Origin of the sequence: Ureaplasma urealyticum serovar 8 str. ATCC 27618, from assembly GCF_000169535.1 — a bacterium.
In the GTDB taxonomy this organism is placed as follows: Bacteria; Bacillota_I; Bacilli_A; order Mycoplasmatales; family Mycoplasmoidaceae; genus Ureaplasma; species Ureaplasma urealyticum.
The window spans coordinates 416,847-443,593 of sequence record NZ_AAYN02000002.1; the positions used below are offsets into that span (position 1 = coordinate 416,847).

Here is a 26,747-nt window from a genome sequence, read left to right on the forward strand (position 1 = left end):
TAGTTTTTATTGCTCGTTTTTTGCTTCTAGTTTTTGTTGCTTTTCAAGACGCTTTTGTTCACGTTGACGTTTTTTTTCTTCTTGTTGTTCATCAAAACGCTTTTCAGCAGCAACTTTATCTTGTTGAGTTTGTTTTACTAATTCAAAAATCTTTCAACCAGCATCTGACATACCATTGTTTTTCAAACGACGATATTTAACATATTTACCAGATTTAATTGGCGTTTTTAGTTCTCTTTCTTCTTTAATACTTTCTTGTTTATTAACTTGATTTTCTTGGTTAACATAAACAATTTTCTCAACAATTTTTTCAATTGGCTTTTCAACTTCAATAACTTTTTCAATATAAACAGGTTTTTCAACCTCAACAATTTTTGGATTGCTTAAATTTGTTAAATCATTTAAATCAACACGTAATTTAACAATTTGAGTTTCATGATTTAATGATACTTCTTGTTCATAAACATTATTAGTTTCATTAACATCACTATCATAATTTTCGTGTTCACAATAATGGTTGTATTCAATTGTTTTTAGTTTTCTTTTTAAATTATCAACTTTATTAGCTAAATCACGAAGCTTTAATAATTCGCTAATTTGTGGATCATATTTTTTATTAGTTACAGACATTTGTTCCTCCACTAAACGACTTGGATATTTATATTTAAATATAACATTAAAATATTATTAAATATTAATAATTTTAACATAATATAGAGAATTGAAATGTGGTTATGATCTTCAATAATTAATAATTTATGAAATTTATTTATTCTTCATCATTTTCATCATCATTAAATTTTAATAAAAGTTTATTTGGATCAATTTTTCTAATTGTTAACCCATTGATTTTCTTTTTTAAAGTATTTAGTTTTTTGTTAATAATATCTCCAGCAGTTTCTTCAATACTTTCTGCTTTTTTAATAATAGCTTTTGAATCATCGATTATTTTTTTAGTTTTATCATTAATGTATTGTAGAGTGTTATCAATAATATCTTTTTTTAATTCTTCAAGATTTGTTTCAATTTTTGCACGATCTTCATATTTTATGATTTGTGAATTAATTCTTGCTTTAAGAGTTGCAAAATTTCGAATCATATCAACTAATGGAATGAAATATTGAGGACGTACAGCAAACATATTTTCATATTCATTAATTTTTTTAATTATAAAATGATCATCAGGTTCTAATTCGGTTACTAAAATTGCGTATTCAGATTTTTGATTAATGCGATCTTGATTTAATTTTTTATAATGTACACTATTTTTTGTACCCTTTTGATTGTCATAAAATTCTGTTTTGGCCTCAATCGTTGCACTAAAGATTAATTTTTTATCATCATTTGATGTTTCTTTATCAAAAAATTCTAATAAAAAATCAGCTTTTTTACCATCAATCACCTCATTAATTTTAGTGAATGCCATATCAGGACATGAAAAAGAGTAAGTTTCATCAAATTTATTTTTTAATCATTGTTCAAGTTCTTCACCAACAAGTTTGACATTTGATGATTTTTCACGTTTTAATTGTTCAATACCTTCTTTTAATTTATCAATTTCGTTATTTTTTTTAGTTTCAAGATCCTTAATTTCAGCAGTTTTTTGATAGTTTCATTTTAATTTAGCATTTTCCATATCTTTTTCATGATTTTGAATAGATAGTTTTAATTTTTCTATTTCAAGATCTAAATCTCTTTTATCTTTAATAATTTTTTGATATTCATCACTTTCTTTAAAATTAACAATTGCCATTCTTTCAACATTATCTAATTTACTTTTTTGTTCAATAATAGTATTTTTTAGCGATTCTGTTTCTTCCTCAAATTTGTTTTTTAACTTTAATTTTATATTTTCAATTTCTTTTTTGTAGTTTTGTTCATTACTTTCAATTGTCTTATTTAAAGAATTAATTTTTTCTTGTGCTTTAATTAAACTTTTGTATTCATCACTATCTTTAAAATGAGCAATTGCTTTATCGCCTTCATTTTTTAATTTTTCTTTTAATTCATCACGTTGTTTTTCAAACTCATATCTTTGTTTAACTAATTCATTGTAATCACGATCATTAGCTATAAAATCATTTCTCCAATTTTGTTCTTCTTCTTCACGAATTTTTTTAATAAATTCATCACGTTGTTTTTCTAAATTTTGATTAAAAGATTCATAAATAGTTGAATTTTCATCCTTAAAAACTAAAATTTCATTAGTATTGATTGGTTCAAGAATTTCAAATTCTAATTTTTCAATATTAATTAATTTAATTTTTTTATTAGCAGTAGTTTTCATAAACGACTCCTTTGCATTAATTCTTAGAGATCATACTTCTATTATAATGTGTTCTAAAAAAAGATGTCTTAAATAAATATTATTTTTTGATGCGTTAGTTAATAACTAGTATTTTATTTATAACTAAAATCTTAATCCTCATTTATTAATATAGATTAGTAAAACTCACTTATTTTAAAAACTTTCGCGTTTTTCTTTGCTAAAATTAAAGATAAGTTTTTAAAAATTAAATTGGTGAAATTTATGTTAAATGTTGTAGAAATTATTAGCAAGAAAAAAAATAATATTGAATTAAGTGAACAAGAAATTAAATTTGTTTATGATGGTTTTGTTAATAAGACAATTCCAGATTATCAAATGGCAGCTTTTTTAATGGCTGTTAATTTTTGTGGATATAGTGAAAATGAACAATACTACGCAACTAAAGCAATGGTTGAATCTGGCAAAGTATTAGATTTACGTGTTGAAAATAAAATTGTTGTTGACAAACATTCATCTGGTGGTGTGGGAGATAAAGTTTCAATTATTTTAACTCCTTTACTATCAGCCTTAGGATTGTATGTTGGAAAAATGTCTGGTCGTGGACTAGGACATACTGGTGGTACAGTTGATAAATTAGAATCATTAAATTTAAATTTAGATTTTGATTTAAAAACATACATGGATCAACTAAAAGATAATGGTTTATTATTAACTGGTCAATCAGATGATATGGTTCTGGCTGATAAATACATTTATGCATTACGTGATGTTACAGCAACAAGTGATGTTTTTGATCTTATGGTAGGATCAATTATGGCTAAAAAACTAGCTTTAATTACTGATTATATTTTCTTAGATGTTAAAGTTGGTGAAGGAGCATTTTGTAAAAATGTAGAACAAGCAGAATCTTTAGCAACAAAGATGTTAAAGTTATCAAAGAAATTTAATCGTAATACAATTATACATTTAACAAATATGGATAAACCCTTGGGTAAAGCAATTGGTAATGCTATTGAAATTAAAGAGAGTATGGACTATTTATTAGGTAAACCAGTACCTCAAGATTTATATGATTTAATTAATCAATTTGCTTTAGATATTTTAATTGATACAAAATTTGCTAAAAATAAAGAAGATGCTCAAGCTAAGATTGATAATGTTATTAAAAATGGCTTGGCTTATCAAAAATTTGTGAATTGAGTAAGATGATACAAAGGTGATTATATTAGTCTTGAAAATAATACATATTTCAATCCTAAATACAAACTAGAAATTCTAGCAAAACAAGATGGATATTTAGACTTTAAATCAACAAAAGAATTAGGTATGATTGCTGTTGATTTAAAAGCAGGACGTAAAGTTAAAACTGATCAATTAGATTTTCAAGCTGGAATTTATTTAAATAAGAAAAATAATGATTTCGTTAAAACAAATGAAGTTATTGCCACACTTTATGCTAATCAACCAATTAGTGATGAAGTTGTTAATAAATACCACAACAATGTAGTTTATTTAAAAACACCAAAACAAATTGCACCATCAATTATTAAAGTAATGCGTTAAATAATAAAAAAGTAAGGAAGAATATTTATTATGTTGAAATTAAGCACGAATGAGATTAGAAAAAAGTGAATCGAATTTTTTGAGTCAAAAGATCATTTATTTATTGAACCAAAGTCATTAATTCCCAAAAACGACCCTACGCTATTATGAATTAACTCTGGTGTTTCAACTTTAAAAGATTATTTTAGTGGTAAGGTTAAACCACCACATAAACGTTTAGTTAATTCTCAAAAAGCTATTCGTACAAACGATATTTTTAATGTGGGACTAACGAGCCGTCACCACACTTTTTTTGAAATGCTAGGGAATTTTTCAATTGGAGATTATTTTAAAAAAGAAGCTATTGATTGAGCTTATGAGTTTTTAATTGATGTTTTAAAAATTGACGTAAAAAAACTATGGGTAACTGTTTTTGAAGATGATCAGTTTACGTATGATGAATGAATTAAATTAGGAATTATTAAAGAACAAATCATTAAATGTAATCGTGATCGTAATTTTTGAGATGTAGGTAATGGTCCTTGTGGTCCATGTACAGAAATTCATTATGATCGAGGTGAACATTTTGATCCTAATAAAGTTGGTTCAAAACTAATTTTAGAAGATATTGAAAATGATCGTTATGTAGAAATTTGAAATATTGTTTTTTCACAATTCAATAATGATGGTCATAACAATTACACTGAATTATTACAAAAAAACATTGATACAGGAGCTGGTTTAGAAAGAATTGCTTGTATTTCACAAGATGTACCAACAAACTTTGATAGTGATGTTTTTATGCAAATTACAAAAAGTGTTGAACAGTTTTCAGAATATAAATATGATATGAATGAATACTTTCATCCCAATGTTGCTCAAAATAAAATTAATTTCGCTTATAAAGTAATTGCGGATCATATGCGTGCAACTGTTTTTGCGATTGCAGATGGTGCAATTCCTTCAAATAAAGAACGTGGTTATATTTTACGTCGTTTGATTCGTCGAACTATGATTTTAGTGCGTCGTTTAAATATTAATAATCTTTTATGAGTTGATGCAGTTGTTAACGCCATTGCTTCAACAATGGGTGATTTTTATACTTATTTAAAAGATGAAAAAACACTTGCTAAAATTAAGATGATTTTAAACAAAGAAGTACAATTGTTTGAAAAAACTTTACAATTAGGTTTAAATATTTTTGAAAGTTCTATCCATAATCAAGAATTAGATAAAGACATTACTTTTAAACTAGTTGATACTTATGGTTTTCCTATCGAATTAATTAAGGAAATTTGTGAACAACGTAATGTTAAAGTTGATTTAGAAGCTTTTGATGCTATGTTTAAACATCATCAATTAGTCTCAAAAGCAAATAAAGCTAATTTGAAAGTAATGGAATCACAAAACGAATCATTAATGCAATTAGATGTCGATTCAACTTTTCATTATGAAATATTTAAATGAGAAAATGCTAAGATCATTACTTTATTTAATGAGGATTTCGAATTAGTTGATGGTTTAGATCATGAAGATGGTTATGTTGTTTTTGATAACACATGTTTTTATGCAACATCCGGCGGTCAACAACACGATACAGGTTATATTATTAAAAATGACCAACAATTTTTTGTTGATGATGTTTTTAAAGCACCTAATCGTCAACATGTTCATCATGTTAAAAATGCTAGTTTATCAATGAATGAGTATGTTATTTTACAAATTAATGAACAAGATCGTAAATCAATTACAGCAAACCATACAGCTGAACACTTATTACATTATTGCTTAAAACAAGTTTTAAGTCCTGATATTAAACAAGAAGGAGCTGCTAAATATCCTCATAAAGTAACATTTGACTTTACTTATCATGCCCAACCAACAAAAGCACAATTAGATAAGTTAGAAAATGTGTTAAATGAAATGGTACAAAGTAATTTTGATGTACAAGAATTACACATGGATTTAGATGAAGCTAAAGCTGTTGGTGCTGCTGCTTATTTTGAAGATGTTTATAAAAAATTAAAAGGCAAATTACGTGTAATTAAAATGGGACCTTCAATTGAGTTATGTGGGGGAACACATGCACATCATACATCAGAAATTGAGCGAATTAAAATTGTTGAATGTGCTTCTAAAGGAGCTGGTTCTTGAAGAATTACTATGGTAACAGGCCATGATAATTTAGCAAAATACATTCACGATTTATATGTAGAATACTTAAATGAAATCAATCACTTAAAAGCTAATTTAGATATTAATGATCATAAATTAAATGATTTATACAATGCTTTTGCAAATTGAAAAAATCTATCAATTGATGATTATGATTTATTAAATGAAAAATTTACTGAACTAAAACAAACATTAATTAATTTTAAAATCGAATTTGATAAACAAAATGCTAAACAAGCTATCATTGATATTAAGAATACTTTTAATGCGCAACAAACTAATAAACGTATACATGTTTTTAAAAACACTGATAATAAAAATATTTTTAATGCTTTAAATGAATTAATTAATGAAAATCAAAATACATTATTTATTAGCTTTAATTTAGATGAAAATAAAATTCAATATTTATTAGCAATTAATGAAAAGTTTGCTACTACAAATCAAATTAATTTAAATAAATATATTAAAGAGTTAAATACTATTTCTAATGGTAAAGGTGGGGGTAAACCATATTTTGTTCAAGGTGGAACAAGTGAACAAGAAAAATTAGATGAGTTATTAACTGCTATAGATAAATGAGTTATTAATGCGTAAATTAGCACTTGATTTAGGAACAAAATCATGTGGTTTTGCGATTAGTGATTTATTAGGAATAATTGCTAGTGGACTTGATAATTTTATCTATGAAGAAAATGATTTTATAGCTGTTTTAGCTAAAATTGATGAAATCATGATTAATTATCATCATGAAATTGACACAATCGTTTTAGGTTATCCAACTAATGTTTATGATGGATCAAAAAACAAACGAACATATTTAATTGAATCATTTTATACATTATTAAAACAACACTTTTTAAATCATGAAAAAATTAAAATTGTTTATGAGGATGAACGTTTTAGTACTAAAATTGCAACACAACGTTTAAAAAATAGTTGTGTTAAAGCAGCTAAAATTAAAAAAGTTAAAGATAAAATGAGTGCTGTTGTTATTTTGGAAAGTTATTTAAGTAAAAATCATTTTAATTAAAGAAAGGTAAACCTTATGTATAATCACAATAAAATTGAAAAAAAATGACAAAAATATTGACTAGATAATAAGACTTTTAAATTTGTTGATAATCCTAACAATCCTAAGAAATTTTATGTATTAGATATGTTTCCATATCCTAGTGGAAAAGGATTACATGTTGGTCATCCCAAGGGTTATACAGCAACTGATGTAATTAGTCGTTTTAAACGTTTGAATGGTTATGATGTTTTACACCCAATTGGTTGAGATGCTTTTGGTTTACCAGCAGAACAATATGCTTTAGAAACAAATAATCACCCTCATACTTTTACGCAACAAAATATTAAAATTTTTCGCAAACAATTACAAATGATCGGTTTTGATTTTGACTATGATAAAGAAGTTGATACAACCGATCCCCAATTCTATCAATGAACGCAATGGATTTTTGTGCAATTATATAAACATAATTTAGCTGAAATTCAAGATATTGATGTTAATTGATGTGAAAATTTAGGGACTGTTTTAAGTAATGAAGAAGTCGTTTTAAATGATAAAAACGAGCGTGTGAGTGAACGGGGTGGTCATCCTGTTGTTCGTAAACCAATGAAGCAATGAGTTTTAAAAATTGTTGATTATGCAGATAAGTTATTAGACGGTTTGAATGAAGTTGAATTTAGTGAATCATTAAAATCATTACAACGCAATTGAATTGGTAAATCAATTGGTACTAATGTGCAATTCAAGATTAAAGATTCACATTTAGCACTTGATGTGTTTACCACACGAATTGATACAATTTATGGAGCACAATATTTAGTAGTTGCACCAGAACATCCAATTCTTAAATCAATTGTTAGTGAGCAACAAGCTAGTGTTGTTCAAGCATATGTCGATCAAACAAAAAAAATAAGCGATTTAGATCGAATTGCTGATACTAATAAAACTGGTGTTTTTAGTGGAACATATGCCATTAATCCAATCAATCAAGAAATCATTCCAATTTGAGTAAGTGATTATGTTTTAATGAATTTTGCAACAGGGGCTGTTATGGGTGTACCAGCTCATGATGAACGTGATTATGCTTTTGCTAAAAAATATGATTTACCAATTAAAAGTGTAATTGATACAAAACAATCATTACCATATACAGGTGATGGTTTACATATTAACTCACCAATGATTAATGGTTTAAATATTGAACAATCCCAAAATATTTTAAATGATTACTTAGTTAAAAATCATTTAGCAAAAAAAGTTGTAAACTATAAATTACGTAATTGAATTTTTAGTCGTCAACGTTATTGAGGCGAACCATTCCCAGTTTTATTTGATGAAAATAATCAAATTAAAATCATCGAAGATTTGCCTGTTTTATTACCAAATTTAGATGAATTCAAACCTTCTAAAACTGGTGAATCTCCTCTTGCTAATGCTCAAGAGTGATTATATGTAGAAATTGATGGTAAAAAATATCGCCGTGAAACAAATACAATGCCACAATGAGCAGGCTCATCATGATATTTTTTAGCTTATATTTTAAAAAATGAAGATGGTTCATACACGCCATTAAATAGTGAAGAAGCTAAAAAACGTTTTGCTAAATGATTGCCAGTTGATGTTTATATTGGTGGGCAAGAACATGCTGTTTTACATTTACTATATGCTCGTTTTTGACATCGTTTCTTATATGATATTGGTGTAGTACCAACAAAAGAACCATTTTATAAAGTAATTAATCAAGGAATGATTTTAGGCGAAAATAATGAAAAAATGTCTAAATCAAAAGGAAATGTTATTAATCCTGATGATATTATTGCTTCGCATGGGTCAGATACATTAAGAATTTATGAAATGTTTATGGGACCATTAACAGCTTCACTACCATGAAGTCCAGATGGATTAGATGCGATGCGAAAATGATTAGATCGTGTTTATCGTTTATACCATAATTTAAGTGAACTAGAAGTTGTTGAAGATGTTAATAAGCTAAATGAAGAAATAATTATTGCATATCACACTTTAATTAAAAATTACACAAAAGCAATTAATGAACAGGCATTTAATATTGCTATTAGTGAAATGATGGTTTTTGTTAATGTTTTATATAAAAATAAAGTCATTAATTATAAGTTACTAGATAATTTTTTAATTTTACTTTCATGCTTTGCTCCACATTTAGCAGAAGAATTATATAGTTTAAACCACTCTGAATCTGTTTGTTTACAAAAAATGCCTATTTATGATGAACAAAAAATTATTGCTCAAAATGTTACAATTCCAATTCAAATTAATGGTAAATTAAAGCACACAATCAATGTTTTAAGAGATACAAATGCTGAACAATTAATTAATTTAGCATTAGCTTGCGAACAAGTTAAACAAGCAATTGGGGATCAACCAATTAAAAAACAGATCGTTGTTGTTAATAAAATTATTAATTTTGTTATTTAATACTAAAAACATTAAATCTTAAAAATAAATTGTTACTAAATTTATGAAAAACAAGATTTAATGTTTTTGTTTTATTATGTAAAAACACACTAATATTGATTTTTTATTTATAATAAAGTTATTTAAAAAAGAAAATTAATTATCATATGAAAAAACGTACCAAAATAATTATTTCAATTTTAATAGCAGCTTCAGCTCTTAGCCTTATTATATTCCATTGATTGTTTATTATGCACCAAAGAAGAAAATTATAGCTTTTGAGTATGCTAAACAACATTGAGATGAAACCAAAAACACTTATCAATGAGATTTTGTTGAAAAACTATTGAAATATATTGACCAACATATAACAAATTTAGTTGATTTTGAATTTGTTAAACAAAGTTATGGTAAACCATATTTTAAAAAATTAATTGATTATTATATGTTTGCTAATGCTACTTATATCATTGATCAAAAACCTAAAATTTTTGCTAATGAAATGAGTACTAAAAAACTAATTAGTACAACTGATCATGAATTATATACACAACTAGGTTTTGAATTATTTAAAAAATACTATCATTGTGATACGAATGATTTAGTTTCAAAAAAAGCTTATGAACAATTAATAGCACAACCATTTGATGTATTTTATAAACAATATAAAAAGTTTGTTTTTGATTATAATGATGCTAAAAAAAGGTTTAGTATATGATACTTATAATGATTGAAAATTTGATATTCATGCTAAACTACCAGGTATTGCTTTTGAAAATTCTAATCTAATTCCTAATTATTTAATAACTGATTTAAATCAAAAAACTAGTTTTGATGATTTAAAAATTTATTAATTTTATCAATTACTAAAAGTTTAAATAAGGACTCTAAAATTTCTAATAATGAAAAATTATTTTGAAAAGAAGATTATGAAATTATTAATGAATATTTAGATAAGCTAAATTTACAAAATACAACTATTTTAAACAATGCTCAATCATTACTAAATCAAAATATTAATACTTGAAAAAATAATTCGCAAAATTCAAAGCTTATTCAATCAATATTTGATGCTAACGAATTAAAAAGCATTAAATATCCCTTATTCTTTTTACAGCCACAGCTTATTTACTCATATCGTTATTTTAAAAATATAAAAGATGTTAACACTAATTTAATTATGCACTTATTATGAAAAAATAATGATGTACATAATTGATTTGATTTTAATTTAGCAAAAATATTTAACAAACAAAATCCTAATACTTTGAACAAGCTTATTTTAATAATGCATTTAAATTGAGTCAATACTTATATCTGCAAACTTTATTAAATATTTTAAAACAACAAAAAGATGTTAATTTAGAACAAATTCAAAAATGTTTAAAAGAAATTAATGCTCAAATTGTAAATTTGGAATAAAATAAAGTAAAAATTTTAAATGATTTTGAAGAATTGTTAAAAAAACACCAAATTAATTTTGATGATAATTTAAATATTAACGAGTCTACTTTAATATATTATCTAAAAGCAAATAATCACAATCCATTTAGATTTTAGATAATTTATAAAAGATTATATAAACATAAAGCTTCGGAAACAATTCGAAGAAGAGAACGAATATTTAAAGTTCATTAAAAAACGATCATGAACAAAATAAAAATCACCTTAGCGAATGGTGATTTTTATTTTTTATATTTCAACTAATATTAGTATTAACTTGGTAATTCCCTTTAATTTGAAAGGGAATGAAAGTAAACCTTATGAACAATGACAAATTAATCGCCTTACTAATTGCCTTAATTGAAATCCTAATCACAATAGTTAAAAATTAACTTAATACTCTAACTAAACTAACCACTAACTCGCTAACTACGGGTTAGTGGTTTTTTATTATAGTATATCTGCGTCCAATGGGACAATAATATTATAACATATTAACATAAATAATATTTATTTTGTACCTTATACAATTAATACTATTTTAGTAGACGCTTCCACTTAAATTATACATAATTTTTATATATTTATATATAAAAAGTATTGACAAAGTGTAAAAATATATTATAATATTATTTTAGTATAAATTTCAATATTACTATCACTTTTATAATTATTTATATAAAAACTATAGTTACCTTTAATATTGGGATCAGTTATTGAATCGTTATAAGTTTTAAATTTAATTTTTTCATCCACAAATTCAATTTCAGAAATGTAATATTTTCTTTCTCTTAATAATTCTTTTGTAAATTTAAACGTAATATAAATTTCGTTTTTTGTTTTTTTAGTAATTTTACCAAAATTAAAATCTTCAAAAATATGATTACCATTGTCATCATAACACAATATTTTTAATCTTACGTTTTGATTAAAATTTTTGATTTTAGTAGTAAATAAGTTAATGTCAATACTTTTTTCTGAATTAGGCAAATGCGTAATATAATTAAAACTTATATTTTTGATCCAACATTCAATTTGGTTTTTAAGTACAGAAGGATCGAAAACAATTGCATGATTAGTTAATCTTTTTTGGAAATTTGAACCTTGTTCATTTTTAATTGCAATATTGCTAATAATAATATTGGAAATTGTTGGAATTGAATTAATTTGATCAAGTTTTTGATTATCTAAATCTTTTTGATTAACAATAAGATCAATAAATGGCAAGTAATCGTGATTATTGAACCTTGGCTTATGTTGTTTGGTTTCTAGCAATTTGGAAACGACAAGAATATTATAACAACATTTTTTTATTGTTGTCAATTTATTTTTGTCAATTTATCTCACGCGTAATAAATTAAAATATAAACAAAATAAAAAACAAAAATATAATATATAATCGTATATATATTCATTAACATTCATATATATACTTCTTATACATCATATTTATTATTTTTCATCTTATTTATATTTATTATATTTTTTTAAGAGACTACGATATCGTATATATTCTCTTAAAGTCTCTTAAAAAAATGATATTAGTTATCATAAGAAAGTATCTTCATATACTTCTATTTCGTATTATCGCTTTTGCGATAATCCTCAATATGCGTATATTACGCTACTTCCTTACGATAACGTTTTAGATTGTACTATTGATTGATAAACTAAACGATGATCTAATTTAAATTTTATGTGCGATGTGGTTATAATTTTTGTATGATGAAAAGAAACGAACTAAAACAATTACAAGAACTGCAGTTAAAAATCAATGACTTTTACACTTTGGTTATGACTACTAAAAACCTAGATTTATGTAATTTGAGTGCTTTGCTTGAATTCTTAGACATAAATTGGGGCGTGTGAGTTAATTTAAGTACGCAAAGAGACGAGTTTAACAAAAAAAGGTATGAATACATTACCAAAGCCAATTATGGCCTTAGAATGGCTTTAAATGAGTTGTTGGGTAGAAACGCTTCATACGATAAAGAGCTAAATAACCAAGGATTGCGTAAATTTAGAACGCAAGAATATTTTAAACGTCTAGATTTTGAGTTAGCAAATGAGCAAAAAAGTACAGATATTGAAGATACAACAATAACGTTTGAAAAAGTTGATGATAATAACAAATTAACCATTAAAAAACTTATAAATGTGTTATAATATTTATGACTAGAAAAAACGAACAAAGAGCAACGTTTTTTAGATATATTTAGATATCCTTTTAAAGCACCTGAATATTGCCGCTTACAAAAATAAGTCGTATGATAATAGCTACAAAGTTAGCTTTAAGAGCACGTTTGTCAAGTATCTGAGTGTGAAAATTATTTATTAGTCTTATCTCTTTGGTGATAAAAAGCACGAGACATAACCAAAAGTAGGCCACATTATATTTTTAAAAGTTTTTACGTGGTAAGTGGTTATTATGAAAGCTACTTAAACAACGAAATAATTAAAACTTTATTTTAATAAAAGGTTAGACTAATCGTTTTTAGTTTAATGCTTTTTGATATCGTTATGAGAATAAAACTAGATTTTATAGAATGTTTTGGTTTCTATAGTGATTTAGTTGAGTTTGTAGCCAAAAAGTTGCCAATACCATTTAATGAAATTAATTTATTAGGTGGACGAAGTAGTGGTAAGACTTTTGCGACATTAGATTTTTTATCATCACTTGTTGCGATTAAACAGCAAAACGCAATATATGTTTTTCGTCAGAATATATCTGATGCGAAAAAAATTTTTAGCGACTATTTAAATTTTTTAGAGCAAAAGCAATTATTAAAATTTGCTAAGATTAACCATTCAGAACGTACTGTTATTATTAATGGTTGAACTGTAATGTTTGAAGCGTTAAATGAGACACGTAATAACATTAACAAAGGTGCTAAGGTTGGGTTTCGTTTGTGAACGCAAGCACGTTATGTTTTTGCGTTTTTTGAAGAAGCGTCACAATTAGATTTTAATTTAGTTAAAAACTCACAGCAATCACTTAGAGGTACCAAAGATACGCAGGTCGTATCTATTTTTGCATCTAATCCTTGAACAAGTGAACACTGATATATTGAAAACTTTAATAATCATTTAGCAGAAAACGAATTCTCAATCCAACAAAAGCCATATTATGAATATAGCGTTGTAGATAAAAAATTATTTTTAAGAAGTACATATCGTGCGAATAAATTTACATCACAACAAGAAATTGAGCAGTTTGAATGATGAAAAGATATTGATTATTCTAAATATCGTGTAATTAGTTTGGGATTAAGTGGGAGTGTTGAAGGTGCTATTTATGCACGAAGTTTAAGCGTAATGCATGAACCATATGGCGAATATGATAATTATGCAATGCAGTTTTTTGGTGGTATGGACTGGGGAGATGGAACAAGTAGTTCATCATCAGATACTGCGTGCTTATTTGGTTCAATTTCAAAAGAAAATGGAATTGAGATTTTAGATGAAATGGTTTATAACAACAATGTTAATCCACTAACAAGCGAGCAACAAATTGAGTTAGTTGTGCGTTGGTTTATTAAAAAACAACAAGAAGTAAACGTTAAGATTGTAATTTATATTGATAATGCTCATTTGCGTTATTTTTATGAAACATTTAACGCTACATTTAAACGCATTGCGTTTCAATATAATATGTATGGTTCTGAACTTGTTTTTGCACCTGCTATTAAACACGCTATTTGAGACCGTGTTGTTTTAGTTAATTACATGCTTGCAAGTGGTAAATTGCGATTTAGTAAAAATGCGTGTCCAAAACTATATAAGGACTTAAAAAATTGCTACGTTGTTTTACCAAAAACCATTAAAGAAGATACTAAAAAAGAGCGTAGTCATGAGCATACGCATACGATTAATGCGTTGGAGTATTTAATGTGTGCGTTTCATTTATATTTTTATGCACAAGCACCTGCAATTAATGAAAAAGGAGCTATAAGATATGGCACTTAAAACTAATACAATTATTAAAAGTAAATGAAATCCATCTAATTTTGATATTAACATTGACATTAAAGAAATGATTGCACGAACTGCACAAGAAAGTACTGTTAATGATGTTATCTTAAAAACAAAAGATAATGTACCTTTGGAGTGGATGGAATTTATTGATAATATTAATGAAAACAACGAAATACTAAAACTAATTAAAGGTGATTGTCGTATTAAATCATTGTATGGTATTAACTATGTTGGTTTTGAAATATATAACAATGATATTTTAATTTTTAATGCAGATATTAATAACGCTATGAACAAATCCATTAGGATTAATCAACAACAAGAGTATAGCAGTACTATTTATCGTAAAATTGCGTTAATGAAAGATAGTGAATATTTAAGTTTAAAAGAACTACACACACCATACGAAATTAAACGATTAATCTATAACTCAACTGGTGTATATAAAATTATTTTTAATGAATTTGAAGTTTCTACACCAATGTATTTTAAAGATATTTTTAAAAACAAAAACGTCGTACACAACTACGGCGTATTGTGCACAAAAGAGTTTTTAAATCGTTCATTTATTGACTTTGAAAATAAAATTAATGAGAAATTACCAGATTGATATCCAGTTAATGATTTAATCAATGATACTAATGCTTTATTAAACTTTATTAAAAAAGAACGTGAATTAAACAAAACACGAATCGTTGGATCAATTATTAATCACAATGACGCACAAACTTATCGTAATCAATGAATTGATGAAATACAGTACATGAGTTCAGATCTGATATTAAACACAAACACACCAGATAAAAACGCATTTGAAATTATGCAATCTACTTTTAACGAAAGTATTCACTTACAAGCCATTACTGAAAAATTAAATTTAATCTTTAAAGGTTGTGGTTATGTATGAAATATGGGCGATAGTTTAAGCTATCAAAATAGCGAAACAGCAACTAATTTAAATAAAGCAACTTTTGAAACGACAAAAATGAAAGTAGAACTATACACCAATGATTGAATAGATTTTTTTAAAAATATTGCGATTGCATGATTTAAAACAAAACGTTATGGTAACAAGCGTTTAAGCTCAATTGAACAAAAACAAGTTAATAAACTAATACGTCAAGAGTTTGATCAATATGTTGAATTTAAAATTATTAGTAATTTAATTAAAGATTACAACGATAATATGGAAAAAGTGATCAGCTTATATGGTGCTAATTTAATGCCACTTAATTTAGCTGTACAAAAATTATATCCAGAACTTACACCTACCGAACAAGATGAACTAGTAAAAGAATTAGAACATAAACAAAAACTAGAAAATGGAGAGTTTGAAAATGAGTAATATTTATTTAGATGAACTTGAAGGTTATAGTCAAAAAAATATTGAAGACAGCATTGATAGTTTAATTGAACCAAACCAAAAACCAATTCATTTATGCCCATTTAGAATACTAAAAGGTTTTATTAAAATTACAAACACTGGTGAACAATCATTATTAGTAAATGACAAAGATTTTAGCACTGTTTGAAATATTAAAGCAAGTAATGAGCCAATTATTGCGTATTGAGATAAATCATTTACGTATAACTTTAAAGGTAGTTTAAATTACATTAGTAAAGATTACGCACGTATTGATCCAAGTAATACAACGCTAAAAAACAACTTTAAACCTTATTATTTTCAAGCATGAGTACAAAATTATTCCCAAGCAAATAATGTATCTACAATTGTTTTTAATGATAAAGAACATACAGTTATTAAAACAATTACAACAGTTACTTTAATTGTTAAATATCCAAGTGTTTATGAAGATGAAATATACCAAAATGAACAAGGTAATTTAGTTAGTCATAAAGCAAAGTTTAAACAATGAACGACTGATATGCTAAAAGAGTATTTATTTATTATTCCAGATGAACATGCACAAGCTAATCAATGATTAATGGTTAATGAAGTCATTCCTTTTTATTCAACAACATCAAAACGTTATGAAGGAGCACAAATTACACTAACAAACGTTAACGATTTACTAACATCATCTGGTAATGACATTTTAGCAACAATTCAACCATGCCAACCTGGAGATGGTTATTTATGACCAGTAATTCAAAATGGTAAATTAACATATGATGAACGTAAAGAAAAACCGTTAGGAGTTAAAAGTATTCAATTATTAACTAATGGTCCATATGCACTAAATAGTATGTTAATAACAGGACGAACTTATAATAATGACACACGAGAGTTAAGTGCTAATAAGCGATTATTACTATATAAAGCTAAAATACCAGTCGCATCTAAATTCTTTAATGTATCAGCACCAACAAGTAATTATGTATATTTATACAATGCGTTTTTTGAAATTGAAAAGATTTATAAAGACCAGTATGAAAAACAAAAAGATTTTACATTTGACCATAACGCTAATATTAAATTAAATGGTGGATTATTATTAAATCATAAATGAGACGCAAGCAATAACGCACTAAGTTATGAAGACAATCGTTATCCATTTAAATTATGAGATGAAGGTTTTAAAATACATGCGAGCTTTTTTAACTTTAAATTAGGTGGAACAGGAGCACAAAAGGGCGGATCATTAACTGAAAATGCAGAACAAAATAATCCATTAGCTGATGCTGTTGTAACTGGTCAAGTTGCTGGTGAAGTTGTGGGTACAGCGTTTGAAAGTGTTGGACGTGTTGTTTCACAAGCACTTAATTTAAATAATTTAGGTTTATGATCTTTTAATATGGGATTTGCTAAAACCAAAGCTGAACAAATAAAAGAAGCAACTAAAATTGGATTAAATAATATTACAATGCCACCTGGTACTAATTTGCATACGTTTTTAAATCACAATGCGTTTATGTATGATTTGATTAAGTATTTACCATATTCATACAAGGAAACAATACGTCAAAATCTTGGCGAATTAATAGATAATACACCACTTAGTTTAGGTAAAATTAGACGTGGTATTGTAGATATTTTATATCCTGGTTGAACCAAAGTTGAAGACGCAACAGGTTATAACATGTCAAACATTTGATTAAATACACGTGGTTTTAATTTTATTGCACCATGTTTACCACTTGAATTAGAAGTATCAAACAAACTAAAAGCGGATTTAATTAATTTAGATATTTTCACTAACAAACCAGCTAAAACATTTAGTCCACTTGGCATACCAGCCATTGCTTGTTGTTATCATTTTGATATAACTGATAGATTTGCTAAATTTGTAGATGATGAGCTAAAAGTATTTGATACTGAACTAATTGGACAAACAACATATCGTGATGGTACGTATATAAGAAAAGATAAAAAACCTTTATATTGAGATAGTTTCTGTGAAGCATTACCACCAAACACACCGCTTAGTTATGAACCAGCTGTTATTAATATAGCGTCTGGTAAACGTGAAGATGTTAATCGTGTTAAATATCCTTATGTAATTGATACGATTGATATTAAAGGCTTGGGTAAGTGTGATATTAAACTAACAGCTTTTAGTGGCTTTTATTCACCAGATGCACGTTTAAAAGATGAATTTAAAAATGTGTATGAAGCGATTTTTGAAAGCAATGGAAAATATACTGATGATATGAGTCAATGAAGCAACTATATTAATTTTTCAACGCTTGATGAGATTAATTCAGTTGGAACTAAACTAAGTTATCCAAAGCCACCAGTTGAAACTGATTTTTTAAAAAATACTAAAACAAATAGTGATGATGGAGTTAATGCAAGTTTACAAACAATTAATGAGACATTATATAAAGTGGGCGATAATTCATTATTAAGTGCTACGCAATATAGAAAACCACGCTTTTATTTTTATGAACCAGACAGCTCTAAATTAGCAAATCTATTTGGCTATGGTTCATATACTAATAAACTAAATTATTTATTTGGTGGAAGTAATTTAAGTGATGTAATTGTTGCTAATAAAGTTATTGCTTATAGTTTTGTGTTTAAATGAGATTTTAATTATCGTGAATGGTTAAATTTAGGTTCAGTTAATAAAACAAAACGGAATTTAAAACTAACTTTTGAGATTGAAGATAATTTTATTTCAAAAGGTTGAACAAATCAGTTTAACGTTGATAATAGTTTTCAATCAGCTAATAATTTTGTTGGTTTTGAACTAACAAAATATAATAAATTAAAATATGGTGGTAATTATGCAGTAGATTTAAACACACCAAATAAAAAATCAACGATTAGTACATTTAGTATTAAAACTGATGTTTATGATTTACTAATTTCAAAACCAAATAATAGTTCAATACGTATTAATTTAGGTGAAGTTGATGATAAATTAGAATTTAATCTTGTAGCTATTAATCAAGAATTTAGTGTTAATTCTGTTGTTGATAATAAAGAGAATATATCTGTTAGTGTTAAACCAAATGAAAACAAATATATTATCTTAACTAAAATCAATGAAAACACATTTAAAATTGAATTAAAAGATTATGAAAGTACAACAAAAGATATTGTTTATAGTATCGAGCCAACTAATCGTGTTAATTATCGTTTAGTTTCAAATTATTTACCAACTTATAAAATTGAAAAACCATTTGATTTAAGCGATGCTAATAACGCAAATATTTATATTGATGATAGGGGCAATGAAAAACAAATACAAAGCGAAAGTGGAGTTATAGATGAATTTAAAGGTGGTAATAATGAACGACGTTTATTTAAAACTGCACCATTTGATTTAAGCGATGCTATTAAAGAATTAGAGACAAATAACTGTATTAAATCAAAAACCATTAAATTAAAAACAATTGAATTAGTGGAGTAAAATATATAGTATGAACAAAATAATTAAATTTCACAATGAACGTATTAAGTGATTATGAATTCTAACTGCTATATTAGCAATTTCATTTTTTGCTATTTGCTTTGATAATGTTAAGTGAATTTATACAGATGATAAAGGTAAATGAGAATTATTAACTAGTAATTTAGAAAAAATAATTCGTCTATATTCTTATAATTTAATAAAAGACCCAACAGTTAATGGAGTATTTTATACAACTCAAATCTTTTCACGAGCCATTATCGGTGTAGCGTTTGGTTTAGGATTTGTAGGAACTATGCTAATTGATTATTTCATAATCTCAAAAGTTGCGTATATTGTGAAACAAAAAATAAAACAATCTAAGAAAGTAGGTATGTAAATATGGATAATGAACTTGAAAAAAATCAAGTTCAACCACAAGAAACTGAAGAAAATAAAGAAAATGCTTTATATGATGAAATTGACAAACGTATTCAAAAACAATTTGAAAATTATCTAAAAACAAATGAACAATTAGATAATGCTAATAAATTAGTTGAAGCTAAGTTAAAAGAAATCAAAGACTTAGAAAATACGTTTAAGCAACGAGAACAAGAGTTATTAAATAAAATCGCAACGCTTGAACAAAATCAACAGTTTGTTAATATTCATCAAGAAAAACCAGTCGTAGAAGATGCTAATAGCCACTTTTTAAAATTTTTTAACTAATGGAGAATTGAAAAAATGGCTGATAACCAAAACACTTGAAAAAGACCAGATCCAAATGCTAAATATACAATCACTCAATATTTAGATGTTGTTAACGCTAATAATGAACGTGTTGTTGCAGGTGGATTTGAAAAATATATGCTAGAAAATCAATTTAACGCTGAATTTCTAGGAAGTGCAACAATGACACCAACTAAAATTATGGATGATATGCGAACTGCTATTTATGAAGTTGGCGTAATCGGACAAGTTGAAGAGTACCGTGATGACTTTACACAAAAGCAAGTACCAGCAATTGATAGATTAACATTACATTTAAGTAATGATTATCAAAAAGAAGTAAGCATTAGTGTATTTGATAAAAAAACAGGTGCTCAATGAAACGATTTTTTAGCTAAGACATTAGCAAATTTAGAAGTCGTTAAACAAGATCAAATTAATTTAATTAACATTGATGCGATTTATCAATCTTGTTTAGCAACTGGTAATTATATTATTATTCCAGAACTTAGTCCTGATCGTGTTGAATCATTAACAGATGATGAACGATTAAAAATTGTTGAAAAAATATATCGTAAAGCAAAACAAGTAACAAAAAGTCGTACTAAATTTAATTTAGGAGCAGATCCAAATAAATTACGATTCGTTTTATCAGATGATGCAGCATTAGTTGTATTAACTGCTAAAACTTATAAAATTCGTGATGGTCAAGCATACAGCGACTATAGCACTAAGGGTTTAGGAAGTAGTTCACAATATATGGGTGATTATTTAGGAATGCCAATATACTCATCTGCATATTTAGGCGAAGATTATTTAAAATCAACAGATCAAAAATACACAAGTAATTTAATTCGTGATTACAAGTTTAGCAAACTAAGCGGTATTATTACAATGCCTGAGACTACAATTTGTTTAAAACAAGAATTAATGTTAACAACATTTCAAAGTCCAACAAGCAAATCACACCAGTTAATTCATAACTCATGAAGTATGAACAGTGCGGTCTTTCCACAATTTGCACATTTAAATTTTGTGATTTTAAATGATAAACCAACAAAAGATGAAATCAATAAAGCACGCTCAAATCTTTATTCACAATTTCCCTCACTATATGCTGAATTTAAAACACCAATCAGTGAAGATTCTAAAATCACTGAAGTAAATAAAGCAAATTGAAGGGGTTTAAGTACTTACAAGTAATTTTACAAAGAAAGGAGAAAGGGCAAATAATGCCCTTTTTTTGTTAACTAATACTATGGGTATACTAATTCTAATACTACGCTTTGTTGGTCGCTTGTTGTTATCTAAAATTAAGAGTTTAATATCTACTTTGATTAACTTATTTTCACGTATGTTAAAGATGTTTAAATTTGATTTTTTTAAAATGTTTAAAAATAAAACTGGTGCTTTTATGAAAAAAGGTAAAACTGTTTTTCATGACTTTAATTTAAAACCAGATGACATATTAAAAAAGTTTTTTGATAATTCAAGTTTAGAAAAGATTTTTAACTCAAAAGAATTAAAAATTATTCAAGATAACAAAGATTTAGCTAAAAAACTAAAAGATGCTATTAATGAAGCGATTAAAGATATTGCTAAACAAACTAGTAAATACACGACAAAACAAAAAGATAGCATTATCAAACATTTAACAGATACATTAGATAACGCATCTAAAACTGAAAAAAAGAATTTTGAAAAAGTGCGTAAAGAAAATCAGTTTAAAGATGTTGATAATGTTGACATTGATTTTAATAAACATTGGATAGATTATGGCACATGATACGCAAGTGATGGCGTTGGTAAGATTGGTTATTTAACACTTAAATTAATGAAACCATCCAAACGTAATCCACTAGCACGTTATACATGACGTAATATTCCAAAACGCATTGCTACAATGCTGAAATTTGCACCAACTGGTACAACGTTTTGAAATGTATTCTATCATGCTAATCGTAAAAACTTAGTTCATTTACAAAAAGAAAGCATTTATTGATTTGGAGCATCTCGTAAATTTTTTGAAGGAGTTAAATAATGAATAATAAATTATTATTAAGTGTACAAGAATATTTAAGCTTGTTTCCACTAATTGTAAGAAACGAAAATTTAGAAGATAATCAATTACAATTAGAACGTAAAAAACAAGCGTTAACTACGTTTATTTTGCGTGCTCAATCAATGATTGATGATTGTATAGCAGCAAATGGTCAAGCAGGTTTTATTTATGGCTGATTTGATGATGCACAAACAACAGATTATCAAAAAACTAAATTTAAAGAAGCAATTGCAACATTAACAAATTATTTATGATTACAAGGTCATTTTATAGATAAGGATTATTCATCTGGTATTGGCGATGGCTTATCATTGTCTTTTAAATCAGAAAATGCTGATTTTGAAAAAAAGCGATTAGATATCATTAATAAATTACGCGTTTGTGGATTATATAAAAAATCAAAGTTCGCTAACTTTAACGATGATGGTATTTATGTTAATTATGATGAATTAAAAATTAATGCGATTAATAATGTTCATGAAGAATTAAGAGACCATTATATATCTAAAAATAACCCTGTTGTTAATAATAATTTTGATTTAAACCATCACAATATTAATAACGTAAGTAGCATTAACGCATCTGGTAATTTAGCAACATTAAATGGCTTTATTTTAAATGATTGTACACTACCAAATGATTTAACAACAGATAAAAGCAATAAAGTTTATGATAATGCTATTGCTAATTATGTCGATATTCATGACGTTAAAAATTTAGCATGATATGGACAAAATAATAACAATGCAATTACACGCCAAGAATTGTATGAATATTGTAATAAAATTAATTCCAAAATGTACTGGGATGCTATTTATGACTATAAAGCTGGTGAGTTAGTTTATGACTTAGATGAAAAAACTAACACAATTAAAGTTTATAAGGCACTAGTTAACAATGGTGTAAGTACGCATAATATCGTAGATCCAAGTAAGCAAATTAACGAAAATGTATGAGAATTAATTAATATTCAACAAATTGATTTAAACAAAATTAAAGATGGTGTACAAAACGCTGTTGATAATAAAGTTGCTGAAATTAAAAAAACAATCGATGCTAAAGAAAATACATTCACTAAGAACTTAGAAAATAAAGTGAATGAAGTAAAACAAACAGTTTTATCGCTTTATGAAAAAGATAAAGTAGCTGGTGTATTTAAGGGTGAAAAAGGCGAACCTGGAATACAAGGTCCAATTGGTCCAAAAGGTGAAACTGGGCCAAAGGGTGAAAAAGGTGATAGTGCTAATGTTGATGCTTTAACATCTAATTTAGAAAGTTTTAAAAACACTGCACTAATAGGAATGTTAGGTTTTCGTGAAAATTATGATAACTTAATAAAATATTTAATTAATGACGTATCTGCTGGTAATAGAGAAGGTTCTGATACAGTTTGACCTTTTGGCACTGTAAAACTAGAACGATTAGATTGAAACAGTGATAAACCTGAAAATGATGGTATTATTCCAAGAATGAATAAATCAATTGCTAAAAATACATCTAATCTTTTACAATTACAAACATCATTAAAAGAAACTAAAAATAATTTAGAACAAAAGTATATTAAATTAGAAAATCAACAATCAACAGCATCAAGTACATTATCTAATTTAGAAAATACAGTTAAAAGTAATTATTCAAGTTTAAACGACAAAATTAATAGCGTACAAACAGTAAATAATGCTAATAGTTCAACTATTACAACAATTGAATCTAAGATTAGAAATTTAGAAAACAAAAAAAGTAGCAATAACTATAAAATTCATTCACAATGATATTATGCTGGACGTGTTCGATTACCAGAAAATTTTAAATGAACTGGTCGCGATGAAGAATATGGCGATAATAAAACAATACCATGACCTGATATTAAACGTACGTTTCCAAATATGGCAAATAATGAGGTAATTTTTAAATGATATCTATCATTAAATTTTAATAATAGTAGTGTTAATTGAAGTGATAAAGATTATAGTTTAACGTTTTCTTTTGATAGAAACACAGACCGTAATAATATGTTATCTGATAGTGGAGAAACACAGCAACAAATCCTGTTGTGAAATCAATATCAACCTCAATTTTTAGTCGTTCGTGTTAATGCTGAAAAATCTGGTGTTAATGTTGATTTGTGATTAATAGATATAGTAAATAAAACATTTGCTACAAACTTTGAAGTTGGATTAAATTATGAATGAAGTGTTAGAACAATTTATGTAGGAGAATAATTTAATGAAAGAATATATTAATCGTCGTATTTTATGACTATGAATTCTAACCACATTATGAACCATTTTTTTAATTTGTTCGTTTTTTATTAAAATTGGTGAAACGTCGTTTGTATTTTTTGGTAAAGAAAGCGAATATACAGACAAAGCCACATTATGAGATTGAATGATATCAAAATTTCCAAAACTAGGAAGTACGAAAAAATGGCAATTATTTTTAGTCGTTTTATTTGCTTATATCATTTGTGGTTGCGTTGATTTTTTCGCAATATCGCCGTTCTTTTGACGTTTTACAACAGAAGGTAAAAACTGACATCTAAAAACTCGCATAGAACAAGACAAACTAAAAAGTGAATGAAAAGCTATTAACGAACAAAAAAGAAGCATAAAAAAGGCTCAAAATGATTTATACAAGCAAAATAAGGAGAGTATTTTAAATGATGAACAATAAAAATAAGTTTAAAAACAAAGAATGGAAGTTTTCTAAAAAACAAGTACAGCTGATTTATTTAATAAGTTCAATTATCTCAGGTTTGTTTTTAGGATTAGCACTATTGTCAACTTATTTAATTGCTGGACTACCAAATGATAACGTGTTTGTATTATTTGTTAAAGAACAAAAATTTTATTTCCCGTTCTTTATGACTATTGGATTTATTAATTTGATTATTTCAATGTTAACACTTTTACCAACATTAAAAACATTATGGCGAACTGTTGCTAAAATGCACCAATACGGGGATTTAAATAAAGAAGAGTTTGAAGCCTTAGATATACTAGTTGAACAAATACGTAATCGTTATATTAGTGTTGAAAATATTAAAGCAGTTATAAGTTCTAACAATTACAAAACATTGGATGAAGAATTAAAAAAACTAGAACAACAAGAAAAGCAATTAAAAATACAAGAGCAAGAACAAAAAGTTAAGCGATTAGAACAGGAGATTATAAAAGATGACAAAACAAGAGTTCAAAGCGATTACTAAGGAATTATTTTTCTTTAATAAAAAACGCTTGATATTATGAATTGGTATTTTAGTATTTGTAATTGCGTTTGCTATGATTATTGTATTTGTACCATTTTTTAATTTCAATGACAAGATTAAGAGTTTGTTTGACAAATTAAAACACATCAACTGACAAGATCCAACCGCATTATTTGGTTTAGTGTTCTCAGTGCTTGGATATTTAATAACAGCGTTATCAATTCCATTAAAAGTATTTGAATTAATGCTAATGCTAAGATTTAGATTAATGCTAGCTAAATTAATTAAAGATGGTATATTAGACCCAAAGGCGTTTATTGATGATATCAGACATAGTTATCTATCAAGACGTAAACAACGCAAATTAGAAGAAGAGATCGAATATTTAAAACGTATTAAAAGCGATTATTAGACAAAATAAAAACCACCTTGCTAAAGGGTGGCTTTTTTATATTTCAACCATTAAGGAACTGAAATAATAAAGATTTTGCTACTACCAGTCGTAAATAAGTAATAGCCACTTAAATTATACCACATTTTTATATATTTATATATAAAAAGTATTGACAAAGTGTAAAAAATATATTATAATATTATTGTTAGTTTAGGAATACACCATAACCTTTTAAAAAAAGGGGGTGATTCTATGGAATTATCAGACCTAATAGTAATAATCTTAACAATAATCCAAATCCTAATAAGTTTAAGAAAATAAGATAATAAAACCTAAACTAACACATTAAGCACGCTTTAACGGAGCGTGTTTTTTGTTTTCAACAATATTATAATACATTTAGAATTATAGCCCAAAGACCTAATATAAATACCAGATAATGGACAATAATATTATACCAAAAGACAATAAAAAAAGCAAGTTTATCAGGCTTGCTTAGTTTATTTTGAAATTTAACATTCAAAAATTCAAATAAATAATTAAAAAACGCTATCATGACGTTTTAGCAGTCGTTTATTTAATAAGTGGTGAGAAAGATTAATTAAACAACGCCATTGGGCGTACTTTAAGCAAAAAATATATTTGTCCAATATTGTTTAATAAATCAGAAAGATTATTTTTTAAGTAAAAAATAATATTTTAA

22 protein-coding genes are annotated in these 26,747 nt (G+C 26.2%); 19 read left to right on the forward strand and 3 right to left on the reverse strand.

All coding sequences use genetic code 4. The features are described from left to right. Nucleotides 1-6 precede the first annotated feature (6 nt). Nucleotides 7-630, reverse strand: coding sequence for a hypothetical protein (locus tag UUR8_RS01875; protein WP_004026093.1), 624 nt, complete (start codon nucleotides 628-630; stop codon nucleotides 7-9). A 139-nt stretch (nucleotides 631-769) separates the two neighbouring features. Then, on the reverse strand, nucleotides 770-2,287 hold the full coding sequence (locus UUR8_RS01880; RefSeq protein WP_004025826.1) for a DUF2130 domain-containing protein: 1,518 nt from the start codon (nucleotides 2,285-2,287) through the stop codon (nucleotides 770-772). 243 nt (nucleotides 2,288-2,530) lie between these two features. On the opposite strand from UUR8_RS01880, the gene UUR8_RS01885 reads away from it, so the two are divergent. The 7 genes from UUR8_RS01885 (at nucleotide 2,531) to UUR8_RS03835 (ending at nucleotide 10,856) form a co-directional block, all read left to right on the forward strand. Continuing rightward, the gene (locus tag UUR8_RS01885; RefSeq protein WP_004025924.1) at nucleotides 2,531-3,832 is read left to right on the forward strand and encodes a thymidine phosphorylase; all 1,302 of its coding nucleotides are present in this window, start codon (nucleotides 2,531-2,533) and stop codon (nucleotides 3,830-3,832) included. 30 nt (nucleotides 3,833-3,862) lie between these two features. Beyond that, a complete protein-coding gene (gene alaS, locus UUR8_RS01890; RefSeq protein WP_004025644.1) occupies nucleotides 3,863-6,583 on the forward strand; it encodes an alanine--tRNA ligase in 2,721 nt (906 codons plus the stop codon). Further along, nucleotides 6,576-7,019: a Holliday junction resolvase RuvX gene (ruvX, locus tag UUR8_RS01895; protein WP_004025684.1), complete on the forward strand. Its 444-nt coding sequence runs from the start codon at nucleotides 6,576-6,578 to the stop codon at nucleotides 7,017-7,019. Before alaS ends, ruvX begins: the two co-directional genes overlap by 8 nt. 15 nt (nucleotides 7,020-7,034) lie before the next feature. Then, nucleotides 7,035-9,455: a leucine--tRNA ligase gene (gene leuS / locus UUR8_RS01900; RefSeq protein ID WP_004026207.1), complete on the forward strand. Its 2,421-nt coding sequence runs from the start codon at nucleotides 7,035-7,037 to the stop codon at nucleotides 9,453-9,455. A 217-nt stretch (nucleotides 9,456-9,672) separates the two neighbouring features. Then, nucleotides 9,673-10,161 (forward strand): hypothetical protein, encoded by a 489-nt coding sequence (locus tag UUR8_RS01905; RefSeq protein WP_004025860.1) that lies wholly within the window; start codon nucleotides 9,673-9,675, stop codon nucleotides 10,159-10,161. Next, nucleotides 10,124-10,288: a hypothetical protein gene (locus UUR8_RS03700; RefSeq protein ID WP_004025880.1), complete on the forward strand. Its 165-nt coding sequence runs from the start codon at nucleotides 10,124-10,126 to the stop codon at nucleotides 10,286-10,288. The genes UUR8_RS01905 and UUR8_RS03700 overlap by 38 nt, the downstream gene beginning before the upstream one ends. A 445-nt stretch (nucleotides 10,289-10,733) precedes the next feature. Further along, nucleotides 10,734-10,856: a hypothetical protein gene (locus UUR8_RS03835; protein ID WP_004025783.1), complete on the forward strand. Its 123-nt coding sequence runs from the start codon at nucleotides 10,734-10,736 to the stop codon at nucleotides 10,854-10,856. A 642-nt stretch (nucleotides 10,857-11,498) separates the two neighbouring features. Here the strand turns inward: UUR8_RS03835 and UUR8_RS01915 are convergent. Next, nucleotides 11,499-12,104 (reverse strand): hypothetical protein, encoded by a 606-nt coding sequence (locus UUR8_RS01915; RefSeq protein WP_004026119.1) that lies wholly within the window; start codon nucleotides 12,102-12,104, stop codon nucleotides 11,499-11,501. 495 nt (nucleotides 12,105-12,599) lie between these two features. Here UUR8_RS01915 and UUR8_RS01920 point away from each other — a divergent pair, with 495 nt between their 5' ends. From UUR8_RS01920 to UUR8_RS01975, 12 genes are all read left to right on the forward strand, one after another. Further along, complete coding sequence (locus tag UUR8_RS01920; RefSeq protein WP_004025997.1) at nucleotides 12,600-13,043, forward strand: hypothetical protein; 444 nt, start codon at nucleotides 12,600-12,602, stop codon at nucleotides 13,041-13,043. Nucleotides 13,044-13,397: 354 nt separating this feature from the next. Continuing rightward, on the forward strand, nucleotides 13,398-14,843 hold the full coding sequence (locus UUR8_RS01925; RefSeq protein ID WP_004025564.1) for a PBSX family phage terminase large subunit: 1,446 nt from the start codon (nucleotides 13,398-13,400) through the stop codon (nucleotides 14,841-14,843). After that, nucleotides 14,833-16,197 carry a hypothetical protein gene (locus UUR8_RS01930; RefSeq protein WP_004026231.1) on the forward strand — a complete coding sequence of 455 codons (1,365 nt, stop codon included), beginning with the start codon at nucleotides 14,833-14,835 and terminating at the stop codon, nucleotides 16,195-16,197. The genes UUR8_RS01925 and UUR8_RS01930 overlap by 11 nt, the downstream gene beginning before the upstream one ends. Next, nucleotides 16,190-19,672, forward strand: a complete 3,483-nt coding sequence (locus tag UUR8_RS01935) for a hypothetical protein (protein WP_004025514.1) — start codon at nucleotides 16,190-16,192, stop codon at nucleotides 19,670-19,672. Before UUR8_RS01930 ends, UUR8_RS01935 begins: the two co-directional genes overlap by 8 nt. A gap of 10 nt (nucleotides 19,673-19,682) precedes the next feature. Then, complete coding sequence (locus UUR8_RS01940) at nucleotides 19,683-20,051, forward strand: hypothetical protein (protein ID WP_004025658.1); 369 nt, start codon at nucleotides 19,683-19,685, stop codon at nucleotides 20,049-20,051. A 2-nt stretch (nucleotides 20,052-20,053) separates the two neighbouring features. Further along, nucleotides 20,054-20,380: a coiled-coil domain-containing protein gene (locus tag UUR8_RS01945; protein ID WP_004025760.1), complete on the forward strand. Its 327-nt coding sequence runs from the start codon at nucleotides 20,054-20,056 to the stop codon at nucleotides 20,378-20,380. Between the two features lie 15 nt (nucleotides 20,381-20,395). Beyond that, entirely contained in the window at nucleotides 20,396-21,583 is a 1,188-nt protein-coding gene (locus UUR8_RS01950; protein ID WP_004025528.1) for a hypothetical protein, read from the forward strand. A gap of 160 nt (nucleotides 21,584-21,743) precedes the next feature. Continuing rightward, complete coding sequence (locus tag UUR8_RS01955; RefSeq protein WP_004025568.1) at nucleotides 21,744-22,421, forward strand: hypothetical protein; 678 nt, start codon at nucleotides 21,744-21,746, stop codon at nucleotides 22,419-22,421. Beyond that, complete coding sequence (locus tag UUR8_RS01960) at nucleotides 22,421-24,664, forward strand: collagen-like triple helix repeat-containing protein (protein ID WP_004025866.1); 2,244 nt, start codon at nucleotides 22,421-22,423, stop codon at nucleotides 24,662-24,664. Before UUR8_RS01955 ends, UUR8_RS01960 begins: the two co-directional genes overlap by 1 nt. A 4-nt stretch (nucleotides 24,665-24,668) precedes the next feature. After that, nucleotides 24,669-25,115: a hypothetical protein gene (locus tag UUR8_RS01965; protein ID WP_004025764.1), complete on the forward strand. Its 447-nt coding sequence runs from the start codon at nucleotides 24,669-24,671 to the stop codon at nucleotides 25,113-25,115. Next, complete coding sequence (locus UUR8_RS01970) at nucleotides 25,102-25,650, forward strand: hypothetical protein (RefSeq protein WP_004026043.1); 549 nt, start codon at nucleotides 25,102-25,104, stop codon at nucleotides 25,648-25,650. Before UUR8_RS01965 ends, UUR8_RS01970 begins: the two co-directional genes overlap by 14 nt. After that, nucleotides 25,619-26,062, forward strand: a complete 444-nt coding sequence (locus UUR8_RS01975) for a hypothetical protein (RefSeq protein ID WP_004026034.1) — start codon at nucleotides 25,619-25,621, stop codon at nucleotides 26,060-26,062. The genes UUR8_RS01970 and UUR8_RS01975 overlap by 32 nt, the downstream gene beginning before the upstream one ends. The last annotated feature ends 685 nt before the right edge of the window (nucleotides 26,063-26,747 follow it).